This window comes from Thiomonas sp. UBA7699 (assembly GCF_002482605.1).
GTDB classification, from domain to species: Bacteria; Pseudomonadota; Gammaproteobacteria; order Burkholderiales; family Burkholderiaceae_C; genus Thiomonas; species Thiomonas arsenitoxydans.
In genome coordinates this window covers 48,937-65,465 of the sequence record NZ_DLGH01000030.1, presented here as the reverse complement: position 1 = coordinate 65,465, position 16,529 = coordinate 48,937, and the positions used below count along the sequence as shown (strand labels likewise).

The 16,529-nt window shown below is 64.3% G+C and carries 15 protein-coding genes, 1 tRNA gene and 3 pseudogenes; 4 read left to right on the top strand and 15 right to left on the bottom strand.

Translation table 11 applies throughout. From position 1 onward, the window contains the following. Positions 1-185: 185 nt before the first annotated feature. From B3H47_RS13465 to B3H47_RS13430, 8 genes are all read right to left on the bottom strand, one after another. Positions 186-2,021, bottom strand: coding sequence for a polysaccharide biosynthesis protein (locus B3H47_RS13465; RefSeq protein WP_286987510.1), 1,836 nt, complete (start codon positions 2,019-2,021; stop codon positions 186-188). Beyond that, positions 2,018-3,526 carry an aminotransferase class I/II-fold pyridoxal phosphate-dependent enzyme gene (locus B3H47_RS13460; RefSeq protein WP_286987506.1) on the bottom strand — a complete coding sequence of 503 codons (1,509 nt, stop codon included), beginning with the start codon at positions 3,524-3,526 and terminating at the stop codon, positions 2,018-2,020. Before B3H47_RS13460 ends, B3H47_RS13465 begins: the two co-directional genes overlap by 4 nt. Further along, complete coding sequence (locus tag B3H47_RS13455; RefSeq protein ID WP_286987504.1) at positions 3,523-4,173, bottom strand: NeuD/PglB/VioB family sugar acetyltransferase; 651 nt, start codon at positions 4,171-4,173, stop codon at positions 3,523-3,525. Before B3H47_RS13455 ends, B3H47_RS13460 begins: the two co-directional genes overlap by 4 nt. Positions 4,174-4,180: 7 nt before the next feature. Beyond that, positions 4,181-5,572: a UDP-N-acetylglucosamine 2-epimerase gene (locus B3H47_RS13450; protein WP_286987499.1), complete on the bottom strand. Its 1,392-nt coding sequence runs from the start codon at positions 5,570-5,572 to the stop codon at positions 4,181-4,183. Positions 5,573-5,672: 100 nt separating this feature from the next. Continuing rightward, complete coding sequence (locus B3H47_RS13445; protein WP_286987498.1) at positions 5,673-6,254, bottom strand: GIY-YIG nuclease family protein; 582 nt, start codon at positions 6,252-6,254, stop codon at positions 5,673-5,675. Positions 6,255-6,339: 85 nt separating this feature from the next. Continuing rightward, complete coding sequence (locus B3H47_RS13440) at positions 6,340-6,756, bottom strand: type II toxin-antitoxin system VapC family toxin (RefSeq protein WP_276710119.1); 417 nt, start codon at positions 6,754-6,756, stop codon at positions 6,340-6,342. Positions 6,757-6,760: 4 nt separating this feature from the next. Continuing rightward, complete coding sequence (locus tag B3H47_RS13435; RefSeq protein ID WP_276710122.1) at positions 6,761-7,012, bottom strand: type II toxin-antitoxin system Phd/YefM family antitoxin; 252 nt, start codon at positions 7,010-7,012, stop codon at positions 6,761-6,763. 28 nt (positions 7,013-7,040) lie between these two features. Further along, positions 7,041-8,873: an NERD domain-containing protein/DEAD/DEAH box helicase gene (locus B3H47_RS13430; protein WP_276710124.1), complete on the bottom strand. Its 1,833-nt coding sequence runs from the start codon at positions 8,871-8,873 to the stop codon at positions 7,041-7,043. Positions 8,874-9,047: 174 nt separating this feature from the next. Here B3H47_RS13430 and B3H47_RS13425 point away from each other — a divergent pair, with 174 nt between their 5' ends. Together B3H47_RS13425 and B3H47_RS13420 are read left to right on the top strand one after the other, a co-directional pair. After that, positions 9,048-9,290 (top strand): type II toxin-antitoxin system Phd/YefM family antitoxin, encoded by a 243-nt coding sequence (locus B3H47_RS13425; RefSeq protein ID WP_276710126.1) that lies wholly within the window; start codon positions 9,048-9,050, stop codon positions 9,288-9,290. Beyond that, complete coding sequence (locus B3H47_RS13420; RefSeq protein ID WP_276710130.1) at positions 9,287-9,550, top strand: Txe/YoeB family addiction module toxin; 264 nt, start codon at positions 9,287-9,289, stop codon at positions 9,548-9,550. The genes B3H47_RS13425 and B3H47_RS13420 overlap by 4 nt, the downstream gene beginning before the upstream one ends. A 21-nt stretch (positions 9,551-9,571) precedes the next feature. Here B3H47_RS13420 and B3H47_RS13415 read toward each other — a convergent pair whose 3' ends face one another. From B3H47_RS13415 to B3H47_RS13395, 5 genes and pseudogenes are all read right to left on the bottom strand, one after another. Beyond that, a complete protein-coding gene (locus tag B3H47_RS13415) occupies positions 9,572-9,820 on the bottom strand; it encodes an SAF domain-containing protein (protein WP_276710137.1) in 249 nt (82 codons plus the stop codon). Continuing rightward, positions 9,812-10,102: pseudogene (locus B3H47_RS13410) on the bottom strand (N-acetylneuraminate synthase family protein); the annotation flags it as partial. The gene B3H47_RS13415 and the pseudogene B3H47_RS13410, both read right to left, overlap by 9 nt. After that, positions 10,053-10,771: pseudogene (locus B3H47_RS13405) on the bottom strand (ATP-binding protein). The pseudogenes B3H47_RS13405 and B3H47_RS13410, both read right to left, overlap by 50 nt. A 37-nt stretch (positions 10,772-10,808) precedes the next feature. Beyond that, positions 10,809-12,357, bottom strand: a pseudogene (gene istA / locus B3H47_RS13400) (IS21 family transposase). Between the two features lie 110 nt (positions 12,358-12,467). Continuing rightward, positions 12,468-13,277, bottom strand: coding sequence for a hypothetical protein (locus B3H47_RS13395; protein ID WP_286987497.1), 810 nt, complete (start codon positions 13,275-13,277; stop codon positions 12,468-12,470). A 179-nt stretch (positions 13,278-13,456) separates the two neighbouring features. Between B3H47_RS13395 and B3H47_RS13390 the strand changes: the two genes are divergently transcribed. Then, positions 13,457-14,494 (top strand): IS630 family transposase, encoded by a 1,038-nt coding sequence (locus B3H47_RS13390; RefSeq protein ID WP_286987496.1) that lies wholly within the window; start codon positions 13,457-13,459, stop codon positions 14,492-14,494. Between the two features lie 242 nt (positions 14,495-14,736). On the opposite strand, the gene B3H47_RS13385 is transcribed toward B3H47_RS13390, so the two are convergent. Both B3H47_RS13385 and B3H47_RS13380 read right to left on the bottom strand, forming a co-directional pair. Continuing rightward, positions 14,737-14,813, bottom strand: a tRNA-Pro gene (locus B3H47_RS13385). A 70-nt stretch (positions 14,814-14,883) separates the two neighbouring features. Next, positions 14,884-15,894, bottom strand: a complete 1,011-nt coding sequence (locus B3H47_RS13380) for a polyprenyl synthetase family protein (RefSeq protein ID WP_286987495.1) — start codon at positions 15,892-15,894, stop codon at positions 14,884-14,886. Between the two features lie 313 nt (positions 15,895-16,207). Here B3H47_RS13380 and rplU point away from each other — a divergent pair, with 313 nt between their 5' ends. Then, on the top strand, positions 16,208-16,519 hold the full coding sequence (gene rplU / locus B3H47_RS13375) for a 50S ribosomal protein L21 (RefSeq protein ID WP_013104730.1): 312 nt from the start codon (positions 16,208-16,210) through the stop codon (positions 16,517-16,519). Positions 16,520-16,529: the final 10 nt, after the last annotated feature.

Below are 16,529 nucleotides of genomic sequence, written 5' to 3'. Positions count from 1 at the left end.
TGGCCTGCATAATCAAGGCGATCCTGCGTGGCACTGCAGCGAAGCAGCTGGGGAAACCAACCTGCAGAACCGCAGGGGAATCATCGCTCGACACGCCGCAGCAAGGCGGCGGATGAGGAGAGTCGTTGCGACCCTCCGAGCGAAAACCAATGCGATTGTAGGGATACTCGCGACGCAGCGTGCGGCTACTGCGGGGTGTACTCCGGCACCAGCGCGTGCAGCGCGGCCTTGATCTGCGCGGGTGAGTCTGCGCCGCTGGCGGCGATCCATAGCTCCAAGGCCTGCAAATCGATGGCGTCCTGCTCGGCCTGACGGGCGACCCGCAGTTTGGGGTGGGGCGTGGGCAGAGTGGTTTCGTCGTCGGCCAGCAATTCCTCAAATAGCTTCTCGCCGGGGCGCAAGCCGGTGAAGTGAATGGGAATTTCTTCCTCGGTCTTGTTGGAGAGCCGGATCATCAGCCGTGCCAGATCGACGATCTTCACCGGCTCACCCATATCGAGCACGAAGATGTTGCCGCTTTCCCCCATCAGCCCCGCCTGCAGCACGAGCTGCGCGGCTTCGGGAATGGTCATGAAGTAGCGCACGATCTCCGGGTGGGTCACGGTGACTGGCCCGCCGGCGGCGATCTGCGCCGCAAAGCGCGGCACCACGCTGCCGCTCGATCCCAGCACATTGCCGAAGCGCACCGCGCAGCAATGCGTGTCGGGGTGCTGCGCGGCGTGCGCCTGCAGCGCCAGCTCGGCCAGCCGTTTGCTCGCGCCCATCACATTGGTCGGGTTCACCGCCTTGTCGGTGGAGATGAGCACGAAGCGCTGCGCGCCGCTGGCCGTGGCCGCGCGTGCCGCGCCCAGCGTACCCAGCACATTGGTGCGCAGCGCCTCGATGGCGTTGTCGTCTTCCATCAGCGGCACGTGCTTGTAGGCCGCGGCGTGCAGCACCACGGCGGGGCGGTGCCGCTTGAACAGGTCGAGCAGCCGCTCGGGCTCGCGCACGTTGGCGGTGTAGTAGCGCACGGCCAGCTCGGGAAAGCGCGCCTTGAACTCCTGCTCCAGCGCATAGATGGCGATTTCAGACGAGTCGATGCACACCAGTTGCCGCACGCCGAAGCGCGCGATTTGGCGGCACAGCTCCGAGCCGATGCTGCCCCCCGCGCCCGTGACCAATGCCACCTGACCGGCGAGCAGACTGGAGAGGCCGCGCACGTCGAGCTGCACCGCGGGGCGCCCGAGCAGGTCGGCCAGCTCGACCTGGCGCGGCGCCTGACCACCGCCTGCGCTGCTGCCGCTTTGCAGCCAGTCGTCGGCGCGCGGCAAGGTGAGCAGGGCGAGGTGCGCATCGCTGGCCTGCAGCAGTAGCTCGCGGCGCGCTGGGCTGCCGGGCTCGCTGGCGATCAGCGCGTGGCTGGCGCCCTGCGCCTGCGCCACCCGGGCCAGATCGTCCACACTGCCGGCCACCCGCACGCCCTGCACGCTGCGGCCCACTTCGCCGCGATTCGGGCTGATGAGGGCGGCCACCTGCCAGCCTTTGCTCGATCGCAGGCTTTGCAGCGCGCGCGCGGCCTCGTCCAGCGTGCCCAGCACCAGCAGCGGCTTGCCTTGCGCGGTCGAGCGGGTCAGCCGTCCTTCGGCCAGAATGCGCGCGCCCAGCCGCAGGCCAAGCAGCGCGGCGCCCGCGAACAGCGGATGCAGCAGCACGATGGAGCGCGGGAAATTGGGCAGGCGCAAGAGCAGCAGCACGGCCGCCAGCGCCAGCGCCGCCACGATCATGGCCGAGGCCAGCCGCTTGAACTCGGGCACGCTGGTGTGCCGCCACGGCGTGCGGTAAACGCCCAGCCCCGCCAGCGCCGCCACCCACACCACGGCGGCCAGCGGCGTGCTGATCCACAGAATCTGCGCTAGGTTGACCGGCGCGTCATTGCGCAGCAGGCTGAACCGAAACAGGAAGGCGAGCAGCCAGGTGAGGGCGACGAGCAGGGCGTCGGCCGCCGCGGGGCGCCAGATCGCTCGGGTCGAAAACCTCATGCGGCGCTCCGCCAGCTCAGCTCCAGGCCGCGCGCCACCAGTTCGCACACCCGGGCGCGCTGGGCGTCACTCATGTTCGAGCCCGAGGGCAGGCAGACGCCGCCTTCGAACAGCGCGCGGCTCACATCCTGCCCAGGTGCGTGGGGGAAGTAGCGGCAAGCGGCGTAAAGCGGCTGCAGATGCATCGGTTTCCACACCGGCCGGGCTTCGACGTTGTGGCGCTCGAGAAAGTCGAGCAGCGCGTCGCGGCGGGCCTGGGGACTCTCTCCATCTCCGTCCTCCAGCACGAAGGCCGACAGCCAGCGGGTGGACTGGTGGCCGTCGGGCTCGGCCATCCAGCGCAGACCGGGCACGCCAGAGAGCGCGTCGCGATACTGCGCAAACACCTCGCGGCGGCTCTGCACCCGCTGCTCAAGCACCCGCAACTGACCGCGACCGATGCCCGCCAGCACATTGCTCAGGCGGTAGTTGTAGCCGTCTTCAATGTGCTCGTAATACCGCGCCGGTTCGCGCGCCTGGGTGGAGAGCTTGCGGGCGTGTTCGATCAGCGCGGCGTCGTTGCTCACCAGCATGCCACCGCCCGAGGTGGTGATGATTTTGTTGCCGTTGAACGAAAACACCGCCAGCTTGCCGAAGCTGCCGCTGGGGCGGTCGCGGTAGGTCGCGCCGAGCGATTCGGCCGCGTCTTCGAGCATGGGCACGCCATAGCGTTCGAGCAAGGGGACGATCTCGTCCATCTCGGCGCTCTGGCCGTAGAGGTTGACGACCACAGCGGCTTTGGGCGTGATGCCTTCTGCCTGCAACGCTGCCAGTGCTGCGGCCAAAGCCTGCGGCGACATATTCCAGCTCTCGGGCTCTGAGTCGATGAACACCGGCGTGGCGCCGAGCTGTTTGATGGGGTTGGCGCTGGCCACGAAGGTCAGGCTGGAGCACAGCACCACATCGCCCGGCCCCACGCCCAGCAGGCGCAGGCCCAGATGCAGCGCCGCCGTGCCCGAACTCGTGGCGGCAGCGTGTTGCACGCCCACGCGCGCGGCAAGCTCGCGCTCGAAGGCGTCCACATGGGGGCCGAGCGGCGCGATCCAGTTGCTGGTGAAGGCCTCCTGCACCAGCGCCACTTCGTCTTCCCCCAGATGTGGCGACGACAGATAGACGCGCTGCGACAGCTCGCGCCGCGTCACCAGATCGACCGCGCGCCCGGCTGCGTCGACCACCGGCACATGGTCGATGCGTTGCGCGTCCATCAGCGCCAGCACGTCGCGCTGGCTGGCCTGCAGGCCGACCGTGTGCGGCGGGCGCGCAGGCAGGGCGGACAAGGGCGCCTCGTTGCTCACCCCGGCCAGCGCGGCGCGGCGCAGATCGCCGTCAGTCACGGTGCGCAGCAGACGCCCCTGCGCGTCGGTCACGAGCAGAATGCCCTGCGCCGTGGCATCGAGCCGCGCCAGCGCCTCGTGCAAGGTGGCCCCGGGGGGCAGACAAAGGGCGTTGAAAGCGTTGAGATTCATGCCGAAACTCCTTGAAGGGGGCGGGCCGGCACACCGGCCCAGGACTCGCCGTCGGGCAGGTCTTGCAGCAGCACAGCGCCCGCGCCCAGCGTAGCGCCCGCGCCCACGCGCAGATTGCGCAGCACCGTGCTGCCCGCGCCCACCAGGGCGGCTTCGCCCACCTGCACCGCGCCGCCCAGCTTCACGCCGGGGGCCACATGCGCCCAGGCGGCAATTCGGCAGTCGTGATCGACCACCGCGCCGTGATTGACGATGACGCCCATGCCCAGCTCGGCCATGGGCGCGACGACGCACTGCGCTGTGATCAGGCAGCCCGGCTGCACGCGCGCCGAAGCCGCCACGCTGGCGCTGGGGTGCACGATGGTGGCCAGCGGCCCGATGGACGCCAGCCGCGCCGCCTCGTCGCGCCGAATGGCGTTGTGGCCGATGGCCACATGCACTGCGCGCGGGCCGGGCAAGGCGCTGGCGTCGTCGATGGAGAGCACCGGCACGCCGGGCAGCAGTTCGCTGCCCCAGGTGGCCGGGTTGCGGTCAGAGGCGACCACGCGCGCAAACGCGCCGCTCAACAACGCCGCGTCAGCCGCCACGCGGCCGTGGCCGCCGGCGCCAAACACGATCAACACAGGTTTGTCGGAGGATGGGGACATAGGGGTTTCAATAACGATTGACCTTGTGCAGCAGATCGCCAGACAGCGGCAGGGTGGCCAGCAGATGCGCGATGCGCGCGGCACTCCGGCCGTGACCATAGACATTGTCTTGCGGATGCGGCCAAGGCCCGAGCGCCAGCGCCTGCCGCACGGCGGCCTCGATGGCGCTGGCCTGCGGCGGTACGTCCACCGTGTTGGCGTTGCGCTCGCGCAGGTTCTGGCGGCTGCCGACGTTGACCACCCGCGTGCCCAGACTGGCCGCCTCGATGATGCCCGACGACGAATTGCCCGCCAGCACCGCGGCGTGGCGCAGCGCGGCCAGATAGTCGGTGCGCGGCAGATGGGTGATGCGGTGAAACCCCGGCCACTGCTGCGCCCGCAGCAAGGCTTCGATGTGGCCCGAACCCGCGTCGGCATTGGGCGCCAGCCACACCACGCTGAAGGCCGACCCGGCTCCCGCGGCCCGCAGACCGTCAAGCAGCGCCTGGGTCTGCGCAGCGGCGTCGCCCGCCTCTTGCACTACGGGGTGGAAAAGGACAAGGGCGTAAGGGCGCTCGGCTAGGCTCCCCCTCCCGGCCTCCCCCACAAGTGGGGGAGGTGAGAACAGCGCTTCGCGTTCCCTTCGGATGCCCCTCCCGGCCTCCCCCACAAGTGGGGGAGGTGAGAACAGCGCTTCGCGTTCCCTCCGGATGCCCCTCCCGGCCTCCCCCACAAGTGGAGGAGGAGCAAACCCTCTCACTGCAACATCAGTACCCCCTCCCCACGCGTGGGGAGGGTTGGGGTGGGGAGTCTGCCGCTCCAGCGCCGCCTGCAAGGCCCGCAGCGCAGCCTCTCGCGGAAGCTGCCGCGCATCAGACAGATCATCCAGCCCCGGTGCGCCCACGACATGCACGCGCTGCGGGTTTTCGCCCATCGCGATGAGGCGCTCGCGCGACTGCGCCGTGGCGCAGAAATGTGCCGCCGCCAGCTTGCTGATGGCATGGCGCACCGGTTCGTCCACCGTGCCCGAGCGCTCGCCGCCGTGCAGGTGGATGGACGGCACGCCCAGATGCAGCGCGGCAATCGCCCCCGCGAGCATTTCGCCCCGGTCGCCCAGCAGCAGCAGTGCGTCGGGCTGCTCGGCCTGCAGCACCGGCGCCAACCCGGCGAGCGTTTGGCTGATCGCCCGCGCCATGCCCGCCCCGTCGCGCGCGCCCACATCACTGGGAATGCGCGCCGCAATGCGCAGCCCGCTGGCCGCGATGTCGTCCACCGTGTGGCCGTAGTCGGTGTGCAGATGCATGCCCGTGACCGCCACCGCCACCTCCAGCTCCGGATGCGCCGCGGCCGCGTGCAAGGTCTGGCGCATCAGCCCGAAGTCGGCACGGGTGCCGGAGAGATAGAGAATGCGGCGGGGCATGGATGTCTAGTTGGCGGTAATGCCGAAATGAAGAATTTGATTTGAACTGGGGGCGGAGTTTGATGATTGGAGAGATCGCTCGATGACGTTTGGCACAGGATCACTCCACGCGAGCGATATGTTTCTTGCCTGTTTGAGATCGCTCTAGCTTGCCTTCGCGCATGAGGATGCCGAGCAGGCTGTACGACAAATAGTCCTTCGAACCCCCGCCGTAATCACTGCGAAGCCCAAGTAGGCTAGCAGTATCCGAATTAGAAACGCCTTTTGGATTGGCTTTTGCGAGTTCGAGAACGGCTTCCTTCAAGAGAGTCAGCCCTAGCTGAGCTTTTTCTTTTACGCCCGAGGGAACAATCACAGATGTGCGTGCTTTCGCTGCAAGGCCAGACGGCATCACTGTGTTCGTCAAGAGTCCGCCAGTGTCGATCGTTCCGAATGCTGAGATCAATTCCGCTTCCAGTCGGATTGCTTGGTGCTCATCAATCGCATCGACCAAACGGCTTACCAGCACTTTCGCTCCCGCGGCTTCTATCTCTTTAATCTTCAGGCCTTTGCGAGTGTTATCAGGTTTGACAAGATGATCAAAGGAGCGCGTCCCCGTTCCCTTGCCAATGTAAAACGGCAAGGCTGGCGACGATCGAGGGTCTTTGAGGGCGTAGACGTAGTAGGACGTATCGCTGGACATGGATTTTCAATAAAAAGAGAGGGACGGGGTTTGCGGTGGCGAAGGCATTAGCGCAACTCAGAGCTGAAAGATTTGCCAGATGAGATCACTTTGCAGTCCAAGGGTCGATGACCGTCAGCCCGGAAAATTGAAAGTCACGCACATGACGAGTCACCAGGGTCAGGCCGTGGGTCAGGGCTGTGGCGGCGAGCAGGCTGTCGATGGCGGGAAGCGGGCGTCCGGCTTTCGCTAGCAAATTCCCCCAGTGTTCAGCGACTTTCCTATCGACCGGCAGCAGCCGGTTTGCGAAGAACGCAGGCAATTCCACTTCCAGCCAGTCGAGCAGTTGTTGTTTGCGCAGGCCAGCGGGCAGCGCCTCGATGCCCTTGCGCAATTCGCCCACGGTCAGGGCAGACAGAAACAAGGCTGTAGCCGGGCGTGCTTCCATCCACTGCACAACCGCGTGCGCCGGCTCGCGGCGTCGCAGTTCGGACAGGACGTAGGTATCGACGAGGTAGCTCACAGGCTTAGAGGCGGGTTTCTCGTGTGAGACTGGGGTCGCGCGTGAAGTCGAGATCGTCTGCGCCGACCAACGGCGAGCGACGTATGAAGGAAGCCAGCGACTCACCGGTGCCGGCCAAACGGTCGTAATCGGCGCGCGACAGCACGACGGCCACCGACCGGCCATGCACCGTGATCTCCTGCGGGCCGTCGCGCTCGGCCTCTTTGACGACCTCGGATAGGCGCGATTTGGCTTCTTGCATTTGCCAGATGTGCATGTAGAACCTCAAAGTCTGACTAGACAGGTCAGATGGTAGAGCGAATGCGTGAGGCGAACTTCCCGTTGCCACTCGCACCAATCACCAAGCGCTGCGTCGCCCGCGTCGCTCCCACATAGAACAACCGCGCTTCCTCGCGTTCGTCTTCGCCCTCGGCAGGCATGCGCCCGGCGCCGACCAGCGCCACCACCGGGAACTCCAGCCCCTTGCTGGCGTGCAGGGTCATCACCTTGATGCTGTCGTGCGCGGGGTCGAACTCGCCTGAGCGTTTGCGCACCTGGTGTGGCAGCTTGCGTTTGCGCAGGAATTCGGCGCACAGGTCCATTTCGCTGTGGTATCGGCAGAGGATGGCCATGTCGCCCCAGGCATGGCCTTCGCGGTGGGCGGTGGCCAGTAGATCGGCCATCTGGGTCACCTCTTCGCGCAGGGTGGGCAGGCGCACGATGAGCGGCGCCTCGCCGTCGCGCCCGCAGCTCACGGGTTTGAGCAGGGGCACGCCGTCGTCGTCCTTGTCTTCGGCGGTCAGCAGGTCGGCCGCTACCAAGCTGGCGGATTGCAGGATCTGCAGCGTGTTGCGGTAGTTGATCTTGAGGATGGTGGTGCGCCCTTGCGCCTGGATGCCGAGGCTCTTGAAGCTGAAGTTCTTCTTCTGCGTGCGCTCGTAGATGCTCTGCGCGTCGTCGTACAGCACGAGCAGGCTGTTGGTGGCGGGGTCCACCATCTGCACCACCAGGCGCAGCCATTCGGGCGCGAAGTCGTGGCCTTCGTCGATGAGCACGGCTTGGTATTGCCCGCTCGGGATCTGGCGGCGGTCCACGCCGGTGATGACGCGCTGGACCATGTCGGCCATCTTGTCGGTGACCGACTGGTTGTTAGCGGGCAGGCTTTGCCCGTAGGCAACCAGCTGGTCGCGGCACCATTTGTGGAAGTGCACGACGTGCACGCGGTCGGCAATGCCTTTGGCGGCCATCACGCTGGCGAGCTGCCGGGCCAGCGGTTCGTTGTAGCAAAGGATGAGGATGGGTTTGCTCGCCGCCGTCTGTGCTTTCGCCAGGTGTTCGGCGCGGTAGCCCAGCAGCATGGTCTTGCCCGAACCGGCCACGCCGTGGATGACGCGGTGGCCCTCGCCCAGGCTGCGGGCCAGCTGCTCCTGCTGCAAGTCCATCACGCGCATGATGCTGGGCAGTTCGGCGGCTTCGCCGCTGTCGTCAAACAGGGTGGCCGCCCCGGGAACGGCCACCCGCACCTCGGGGAACATGATCCAGCGCACCCGGTCCATCTGCGGCAGCGACATGACGCCGCCCATCATGAAGGGGAACATGTCCCACAGGCGGCTTTGCAGTTCTTCCGGGTCCACCGACTCAAGCATCTCGTCCTGACAGACCACGCGGTGCGGTTCGATGGCGTGGCCGAGTTCGGCCTTGTCGAACTGCGCGCGGGTGATGTTGGGCAGCACCACGCCATAGCTCCACGGAAAGGCCAGCTTGCCCTGGTGTTGGCCCTCATGCTGCACCAGTTGCGGGTCGCGCTCCAGCGCGTTGACCACTTGATGCGCATACTGCCGGGCTTGCTCCAGCGGGTTGGCAATGGTCTTGGGGCCGAGCTCGCCATGGATGTCCCAGGTCTGCTTGTTGGCCTGGATGAGGGTTGAGAGCCGGAAGTCCTTGACCTCCAGAATCAGAATGCCCCGGCGCGGGTGCATGACCACAAAGTCCGGGTGCTGGTGCTTGGGGCCGACGGCCACGTCGTACCAGAGCAGGTAGTCGGCGTCGAGCTTCTGTTCAAACCGCTCGGCGGTGCGGCGCTCGCCGGGCGTCATGCGCGAAACGCAGGAACCCAGCGCAGGAATCAGGGTGGCCATGTTGTCTCTTGTTTGCTTTCTTGTCCAGAGTGAATGATGCCGCAATTTCTGGGGAAGGCCGAATACTCAGCGGGCAGGGCGGGTGTGGTTGTTTGGAGTATCGATCGCCACGCTCAATTTTTGCATTGACGTACGTCTTTGCGTACATTTATGATCCACCAACCGGAGTTCAACATGACCACCTTAACTGCGAGTGAAGCACGCGCCAACCTGTATCGCCTTATGGATCAGACGGCACAGTCGCATCAGCCCATTGTTATTTCTGGCAAACGCAGCAATGCAGTTCTGATCTCAGAGGAAGACTGGTCGGCGATTCAGGAGACTTTGTTCCTGCTGTCGGCGCCCGGCATGCGAGAGTCAATCAAGGCCGGTATGGCGGAGCCCATCGAAACATGCTCACAGGATCTTGACTGGTGAGTTGGAACGTCGTCTTCACCAAGCAAGCGCAAAAGGACGCCAGAAATCTGGCTGCTGCTGGACTCAAGGAAAAAGCTCAGGCCTTGCTGGGGGTGATTGCAGCAGATCCCTTTCAAACACCTCCGCCTTACGAAAAGCTTGTCGGCGATCTTGCTGGGGCCTATTCCAGGCGTATCAACATCCAGCACCGGCTCGTGTACCAAGTTCTCCAGCCAGAACATGCTGTGAAAGTGCTGCGCATGTGGACGCACTACGCGTAGCCGCCGCGGCGTGCACAGACGCTAACCCATTTTTTTGAGATCGTTCCACTGCAACACGGCGCCCGCCGGGGTGTCGGCGCGCAGGCGCTGGCCGATGACGGCATCCAGCTCGGCGGCGGGAATGCCGCTGGCGGGGCGGCGCAGTTGCAGGTGTTCGCGCTGCAGCACGGCGCCTGCGGGCAGGGCCGTGGACAGCACCACGCTGCGGCGGGCCACAGCGCGCACGTCGATCTCGTCAGGCCGCGGGGCCTTGATGCCGTCGCCCAGCATGGCCTCGATGCGGCGGATGTCGCGTGCCAGTGCGGCGAACTCGGCCGGTTCGCTCGAGGCGCGGTGGTCGGGGCCGGGCAGCTTGCGGTCGAGGGTGATGTGCTTTTCGATCACGCAGGCGCCCAGGGCCACGGCGGCGAGCGCGGCGGCATTGCCCAGGCTGTGGTCGGAATAACCGGTGGGCAGGCCTGTCTCAGTGCGCAGGGTGGCGATGACGCGCAGATTGAGCACCTCATCCGGCGCGGGGTAGGCGGAGGTGCATTGCAGCAGGGTGAGCGCAGAGCCCCCCTCGCTCGTGCTTTGCCCTCGCTGCCCCCCGAGGGGGCTGACCCCGCCTTGGGGTCATCTTCGCATCGCCGAACACGCTGGACCATTCGGCGAAGTCCAGGTTGGTGGTGATCATCACGCTGGTGTGCTCGTACAACTTGCTTAGCAGGTGGAACAGCAGCGCCCGCCGGCCTGGCTGAACGGCAGGTAACCCAGCTCGTCCAGAATGACCAGGTCCATGCGCAGCAGGCTGGTGGCGATGCGCCCGGCCTTGCCCTGCGCCTTCTCCTGCTCCAGCGCGTTGACCAGATCGACGGTGGAGTAAAACCGCACCCGCTTGCCGTGCCGGGTGATGCCCGAGACGCCCATGGCCGTGGCCAGATGCGTCTTGCCTGTGCCCGGCCCACCCACTAGCACGACGTTGTGCGCCTCGTCGGTGAAGGCCGTGGTAGCCAGAGTCTCCACCAGCTTACGGTCCACCGGTGAGACCGAGAAGTCAAAGCCCGCCATGTCGCGGTGCACCGGGAACTTCGCCGCGTGCATCTGGTGGCTGACCGAGCGCATCGCCCGGTCCGTGCCCTCGGCCTGCAGCAAGTGCTCGATCAGCCAGCGCGAGGACTCGATGCCCACACCACCTGCCCCGCCACCGCCTTGCTCGACCAGATCAGCCCACGCCCCGGCCATGCCGTGCAGGCGCAGGGCCTTGAGTTCGACCAGCACATCAGTCTTCGTGGTCAGCTCCCTCGGTGGTCACGCCCACCCTGTGGTCCACGGTGTCCGAACGCAGACGGTCGTAGCGCGCCGTGTTCGCCAGCGGCGGCGCGGTCACTTTCAACTGCGTGGCCGCCGTGGGCGGCACCGGCTGCGCGTTGAGCCGGTTGAGCACGTTGACCACGTGCTCCACACTGACCTTGCCCGGTGGCCCACTCTCCAGCGCCAGCTCGATGGCCACCAGCACCGCGTCCAGACCCGCGCTGAGCACGATGGCCAGCACCTGCGCCATCACCCGGTCGCCGCCCGGGTTGCGCAGCAGCCCTCGGCGCAGCCGCTGCAGCGGCTCGGGCATGTCGGCAAAGGGCGCGCCGTTTCTCAGTGCACCAGGCTTTCTCTGTAGCAGCGGAATGTAGTGCTGCCAGTCGTACCGGGTCTCGCCCGCGTTGCTCAGTCGCTCGTGGCGGGCCACGATGGCGTTATCCGCCACGATGGCGACGCTGCCCGGGTACAGCCGCGTGCTGACCCTCTGCCCCACCCGTTCGCACGGCACCGAATAGCGGCAAGCGCGCCACCGACACCAGGCAGGTGCTGGAGACCCGCGCGGGTTTCTCGACGTAGCCATCGAAGGGCACCGGCATGGGCATGAGGTGCGCGCGCTCGTGCTCCAGCATCTCGGCCACGCTGAACTGGGTGTGCTCGGGGTGGTGCACCTCGTTCCACAGCGCGCGGCAGCGCTCGCCCAGCCAGGCGTTGAGTTCGGTGAAGCTGCCGAACTTGATCTGGGCCGCGCAGGTCCAGATGCGTCGGCGGCTGTCCTGCACGTTCTTCTCGACCCCCCCCCTTTCTCCCAACCACTGGCCACGTTGCAGAAGTCCGGTTCATAGAGGTAGTGCGCACACATCGTCGCGAAGCGTGCGTTGACAATGCGTCCCTTGCCTTTCAAGACCCAAGTCCACTGCCGTCTTCATGTTGTCATAAATGCCCCGGCGGGCCACGCCGCCCAGCGCGGCGAAGCTGTGGGAGTGGGCATCGAACAGCATCTCGTGGCCCTGGCTGGGGTAGGCCACCAGCCAGAAGGCCCGACTGGCGCACAGCAACACGCGCGAGACCTGCACCCGGTAGTAGATGCCGCCGATCACCATGCCTTCTTCGCTCCAGTCGAACTGGAAGGCTTCGCCCAACTCGAAGGCCAGTGGCACAAAAGCGTTGACCACAGTCCCCTGGCCTTCGCCCTGGCGCCAGGCTCGGATGAAGTCGGTCACCCGGGTGTAGCCGCCCTCGTAGCCCGCACGCTTGATCTCGGCGTACAGCGCGCGGGCCGTGCGCCGTTCGTGCTTGGGCCGATGAGCGTCCGCCTTCAAGGCCAGCTTCAGCGCATCGTGAAACGCCGTGAGCTTGCCCGGCTGTTCGCCGCGCCGGTACTGCGGTGGACTGTCCACCTCGCCGTGCAGCCACTTCGCTACGCTATTGCGCGATAGCCCTGTCATGCGCGCTATCTCGCGCTCCGATTTGTTCTTGCGGGCATGCAAATGCCGGATCCTGCCAATCATGTCCATGGTGATCACTCCGGGTCCTCTGGTGCGTAAAAAAGCAGCAGAGTAGGTTGTTCACCTGGCTCAGTTTTGGGTCGGCACAACCCTCAAAGTAGCTCAGTTTTCGGTCGGCGTCAACAAAACGACCGCAGCTGGTCTTCCTGGCGTGCTGCCTCAAGCAATCGGACCTCCTCGTCTTCACTCAAACGCCGCTCGCGCTCGTTGAAGTATTTGGGCAGCCGCACGCCTTGCAGCGGATTGCGGTCGACGTAATAGCCCCACGTTTCCGTGGCGACTTTGATGACCGCACGCACCAGGTCCAGCTGCCGGTCGACCGTGGGAGGGGCAGCGTATTGCAGGCGCTCTTGAATAAAGTCCTCAATGTCCATGGCTTGAATTTCGGTCATGGGCTTTTGCATCCATTCCAGATTGCCCATAGGCACCCGGTTGGCGCGCAACTTGGTCATCGGCCGACCGCAAGCCTTGGCCTCCGCCTCCCGCACACGGATGCGCTGGTCGAGTGCGCCCACGCTGTCCTCGAGCATCGCGTTGAGGATGATGGCGTAGGTGTCGCCCCCTTTGAGCCGCGGGCACTCTTCGTCGATATACCGTTGCACGAGAGCCGCGAATGAGATGTTGGCTGCCGCGGTGTAATCGCGAAACAGGCCGCGCGATTGCTCAGCGTCAATGGTCTTGACAAACGCATCCGCGTCTTCCAAGGAGCCAAACGTCGTGACTTGGGCCGGATGACCCTTTCGGCGGACGCGGACTTGCCAAGTGTCTGTGCCCTGGGCGACCTGGGGCTTCAAACCCTTGGCTCGCAGCTCGGCTATGTAGGCCGCGAGTTTGGTGCGGCCGGCTTGGCTGAAGGGAAACGTGCGGTCGTGCTCGGGGCGGCGTGCGACGGTGACACGGTAGGCGGAACGATTGGAGATGTCTGACATGATGGGATTCCTTAGAAGTGGATGGAATCCCGTGTAAGCATCAATGGCGTTGAAACAGGCCGCCCCGCAGTCACTGCCACTTGACTTTAGGTCGCCGATTCTTCGGCGCTCCAGCGCAGTCTTATAGATTCGGCCCACAAATAGATTGAACTTATTGAGTTTTTCCGCATCTTCCATCCATGGAAAAAGACGATGCAAGAAAACTCAGCCCAGCCGAGCAGCACGAGCGGCGTCGGCAAGTCATCCGCTCACACAAGCGAGGGAGAACGCGCACGCAGATTGCCCAGGAGGTGGGGTTGAGCTACACGGCGGTGAGCAAGACGATCGCGCGCTTTGAATCGCAGGGATTGGCGGGTCTGGCGCCGCGCACACGCGGTCGGCGCAGTGGCGAAGACCGCGCCCTGTCAGTGGAGCAGGAACAAGCCATCCAACGCACCATCTGCGACAAGCGCCCGGAGCAGTTGAAGATGGACTTCGCGCTATGGAGCCGAGCTGCCGTCATGCAGTTGATCGAGCGCGAATACGGCATCAAGCTGCATGTGCGCTCGGTGGGCAAATACCTGGCGCGCTGGGGCTTCACGCCGCAAAAGCCGATCAAGCGCGCCTATGAGCAGTCGCCTGCAGCAGTCAAGCAATGGCTGGACACGCAGTACCCGCAGATTGCGCAGCGCGCCAAGGCCGAGGGCGCAGAGATTCACTGGGGCGACGAGACGGCGCTGGTCAACACCGATGTGCGGGGCCGCAGCTTTGCCCCCAAGGGGCGCACGCCGGTGGCCATGGCGGTGGGCGGCACGCGTCAAAAGCTCTCCATGATTGCCTCCGTGACCAATCAGGGCAAGGCGCGCTGGATGATCATCGACGGCGCCTTCAACCATGAGCGGTTGATCGAGTTCTTCGAGTCCCTGGTCAAGGACACGGGCAAGAGGATCTTCCTGATTCTGGACAACCTGGGGGTGCATCATTGCAAGCCGGTGAAGGCGTGGCTGTCGCAGAACAAGGAGCAGATGGAGGTGTTCTATCTGCCCAGCTACAGCCCTGAGCTCAATCCGGAGGAGCGCCTGAACGCGGACCTCAAACACGTCATTCGAACCAAGGTGCCGGTGCGAACCAAGGCGAAGTTGCAGGCTGCCGCCGTCGAGCACATGACTGCCCTGGCCCACAAGCCCGAGCGTGTCAAAACCTTCTTTCAAGATCCGTTTGTCAAGTACGCCGCATGACACTATTTGGGGGCCGAATCAATAGTGAACTCTACGCAGGCACACGAAACGCGACGCAAGGTGAATTGGCGCAAAAACGGAGCAAACTGTCGCCCTTTCTGAAAAGAACGACATTTACACATTTTGCACACGCTCGGTGCGATACCTCGACTTCCCGCTCAGGAACTGTCTAAGTTCTTGATTCCAAAAACAAAAACGGCCGCCATGTTGAAATAATGGCGGCCGTGTCAGCTTGAAAATTCTGGTCGGGGTGAGAGGATTCGAACCTCCGGCCTCTACGTCCCGAACGTAGCGCTCTACCAGACTAAGCTACACCCCGATCTTAAGTGGCGCGCGCTTCAATTCATCTCACCGCTCAGGCATTGTTGCCCGTGCTGTTGTCCGAGAAATCAGACCGTGCGTCCTAAAGAGTAAGCGCATAAGTCTAGCAGAGCCTGCCGGGCAGGGCTAGGTGCTAGGAGGGAAAGCGCGCGCTCGGCAACGCGGATCTCGCCCTGCGCGGCCTTGCGCACGGCCTGCATGGCGCCGCAAGCGTGCACGATGTCCATCACATCGTCGAGTGCGCTGGTGTCGCCTTGGCGGATGGCATTTTCGATCAGAGTGCGCTGCGCGGCAGTGCCCTGTCGCATGGCGATGATCAGCGGCAGGGTGGGTTTGCCTTCGCGCAGGTCGTCGCCAATGTTCTTGCCCAGTTCTGCGGAGTTCCCGCTGTAATCGAGCAGATCGTCAATCAACTGGAATGCGGTGCCGAAGCTACGTCCCGCCAGGGCCATCTCTTCCTGCGTGTTCGCATCGGCATCGGCGAGTACGGCGCCGATTCGGGCTGCGGCCTCGAAAAGTTTCGCGGTTTTGAAGCGGATGATTTGGAGATACCGTTGCTCATCGACTTCCGGGTCGTGCATGTTGAGCAATTGCAACACTTCGCCTTCGGCGATGACATTGGTGGCGTCGGCCAGGATGTCGAGGATGCGCATGCTCCCCACGGACACCATCATCTGAAATGCCCGTGAGTACAGAAAATCGCCGACCAGCACGCTGGCCGAGTTGCCGAAGAGGGCGTTGGAGGTTTCGCGCCCGCGTCGCATGGATGACTCGTCCACCACGTCGTCATGAAGGAGGGTGGCGGTATGGATCAGTTCCACCACAGCGGCCATGATGTGCAGTTTCGGCCCGCGAAACCCCAGTGCCTGGGAGACGAGCAGCAGCAAGGCGGGACGCAGTCGCTTGCCTCCGCCCGCAACGATGTAGCCGCCGATGGTGTTGATCAGCGCGACTTCGGAGGCCAGGTGGGTGTGAATGGCCCGGTCGACGCTCTCCATGTCTTCGGTGATCGGCGCAAAGACGGTATGAATCGTCGGTGCTTGCGCCATGTCTGGCGTTTGTGTTGATGAAGGCGACATGGAGGAGTCGGTTGAAAATCTGATGCGGGTTGACAATATTTGAGCTTTAAGGAGAGGTTCATGAACACCTTCCTACAGGCCGCCATTCTAAGAAGGTGCGGTGGCAGGGAGGGAGGTCGAACCTGAGGACATGGTGCGTGGACAACGATGTTTGAGCAGAACTGGTGAAAGACTTGAGCCGTGCTAGAATTGCGAGCTTTTTCCGGGCGAACCGCCAAGCCTTCTATTTTCTGAGGAAGCTTGCGGAGTGGTCTGGTTGTCCGTGCGGGGTCGATAAAAGAGGCCGTTTGCACGATTTCCAAGAGGTGAACTTATGTATGCGGTCATAAAAACCGGCGGCAAGCAGTACCGTGTTGCAGCTGGCGAAAAAATCAAGGTAGAACAGATGCCGGCAGACGTAGGTCAGGATATTGTGCTGGAAGAGGTGCTCGCCGTGGTCAACGGTGAAGACGCCAAGTTCGGCACTCCCCTGGTCGACGGTGCAAAGGTGACGGCCAAGGTGCTGTCGCACGGGCGGCACGACAAGGTGCGCATTTTCAAGATGCGTCGCCGCAAGCACTATCAGAAGCATCAGGGGCATCGGCAGAATTACACCGAGCTTCAGATTGAAACGATCTCGGCCTAAGGAGATTCAG

Excerpts from the sequence above, each read along its gene's own strand:
- B3H47_RS13465 (WP_286987510.1), bottom strand. The coding sequence starts at position 2,021 with ATGAGGTTTTCGACCCGAGCGATCTGGCGCCCCGCGGCGGCCGACGCC.
- B3H47_RS13460 (WP_286987506.1), bottom strand. The coding sequence starts at position 3,526 with ATGAATCTCAACGCTTTCAACGCCCTTTGTCTGCCCCCCGGGGCCACC.
- B3H47_RS13455 (WP_286987504.1), bottom strand. The coding sequence starts at position 4,173 with ATGTCCCCATCCTCCGACAAACCTGTGTTGATCGTGTTTGGCGCCGGC.
- B3H47_RS13450 (WP_286987499.1), bottom strand. The coding sequence starts at position 5,572 with ATGCCCCGCCGCATTCTCTATCTCTCCGGCACCCGTGCCGACTTCGGG.
- B3H47_RS13445 (WP_286987498.1), bottom strand. The coding sequence starts at position 6,254 with ATGTCCAGCGATACGTCCTACTACGTCTACGCCCTCAAAGACCCTCGA.
- B3H47_RS13435 (WP_276710122.1), bottom strand. The coding sequence starts at position 7,012 with ATGCACATCTGGCAAATGCAAGAAGCCAAATCGCGCCTATCCGAGGTC.
- B3H47_RS13430 (WP_276710124.1), bottom strand. The coding sequence starts at position 8,873 with ATGGCCACCCTGATTCCTGCGCTGGGTTCCTGCGTTTCGCGCATGACG.
- B3H47_RS13425 (WP_276710126.1), top strand. The coding sequence starts at position 9,048 with ATGACCACCTTAACTGCGAGTGAAGCACGCGCCAACCTGTATCGCCTT.
- B3H47_RS13415 (WP_276710137.1), bottom strand. The coding sequence starts at position 9,820 with ATGCTGGGCGACGGCATCAAGGCCCCGCGGCCTGACGAGATCGACGTG.
- B3H47_RS13395 (WP_286987497.1), bottom strand. The coding sequence starts at position 13,277 with ATGTCAGACATCTCCAATCGTTCCGCCTACCGTGTCACCGTCGCACGC.
- B3H47_RS13390 (WP_286987496.1), top strand. The coding sequence starts at position 13,457 with ATGGAAAAAGACGATGCAAGAAAACTCAGCCCAGCCGAGCAGCACGAG.
- B3H47_RS13380 (WP_286987495.1), bottom strand. The coding sequence starts at position 15,894 with ATGTCGCCTTCATCAACACAAACGCCAGACATGGCGCAAGCACCGACG.
- rplU (WP_013104730.1), top strand. The coding sequence starts at position 16,208 with ATGTATGCGGTCATAAAAACCGGCGGCAAGCAGTACCGTGTTGCAGCT.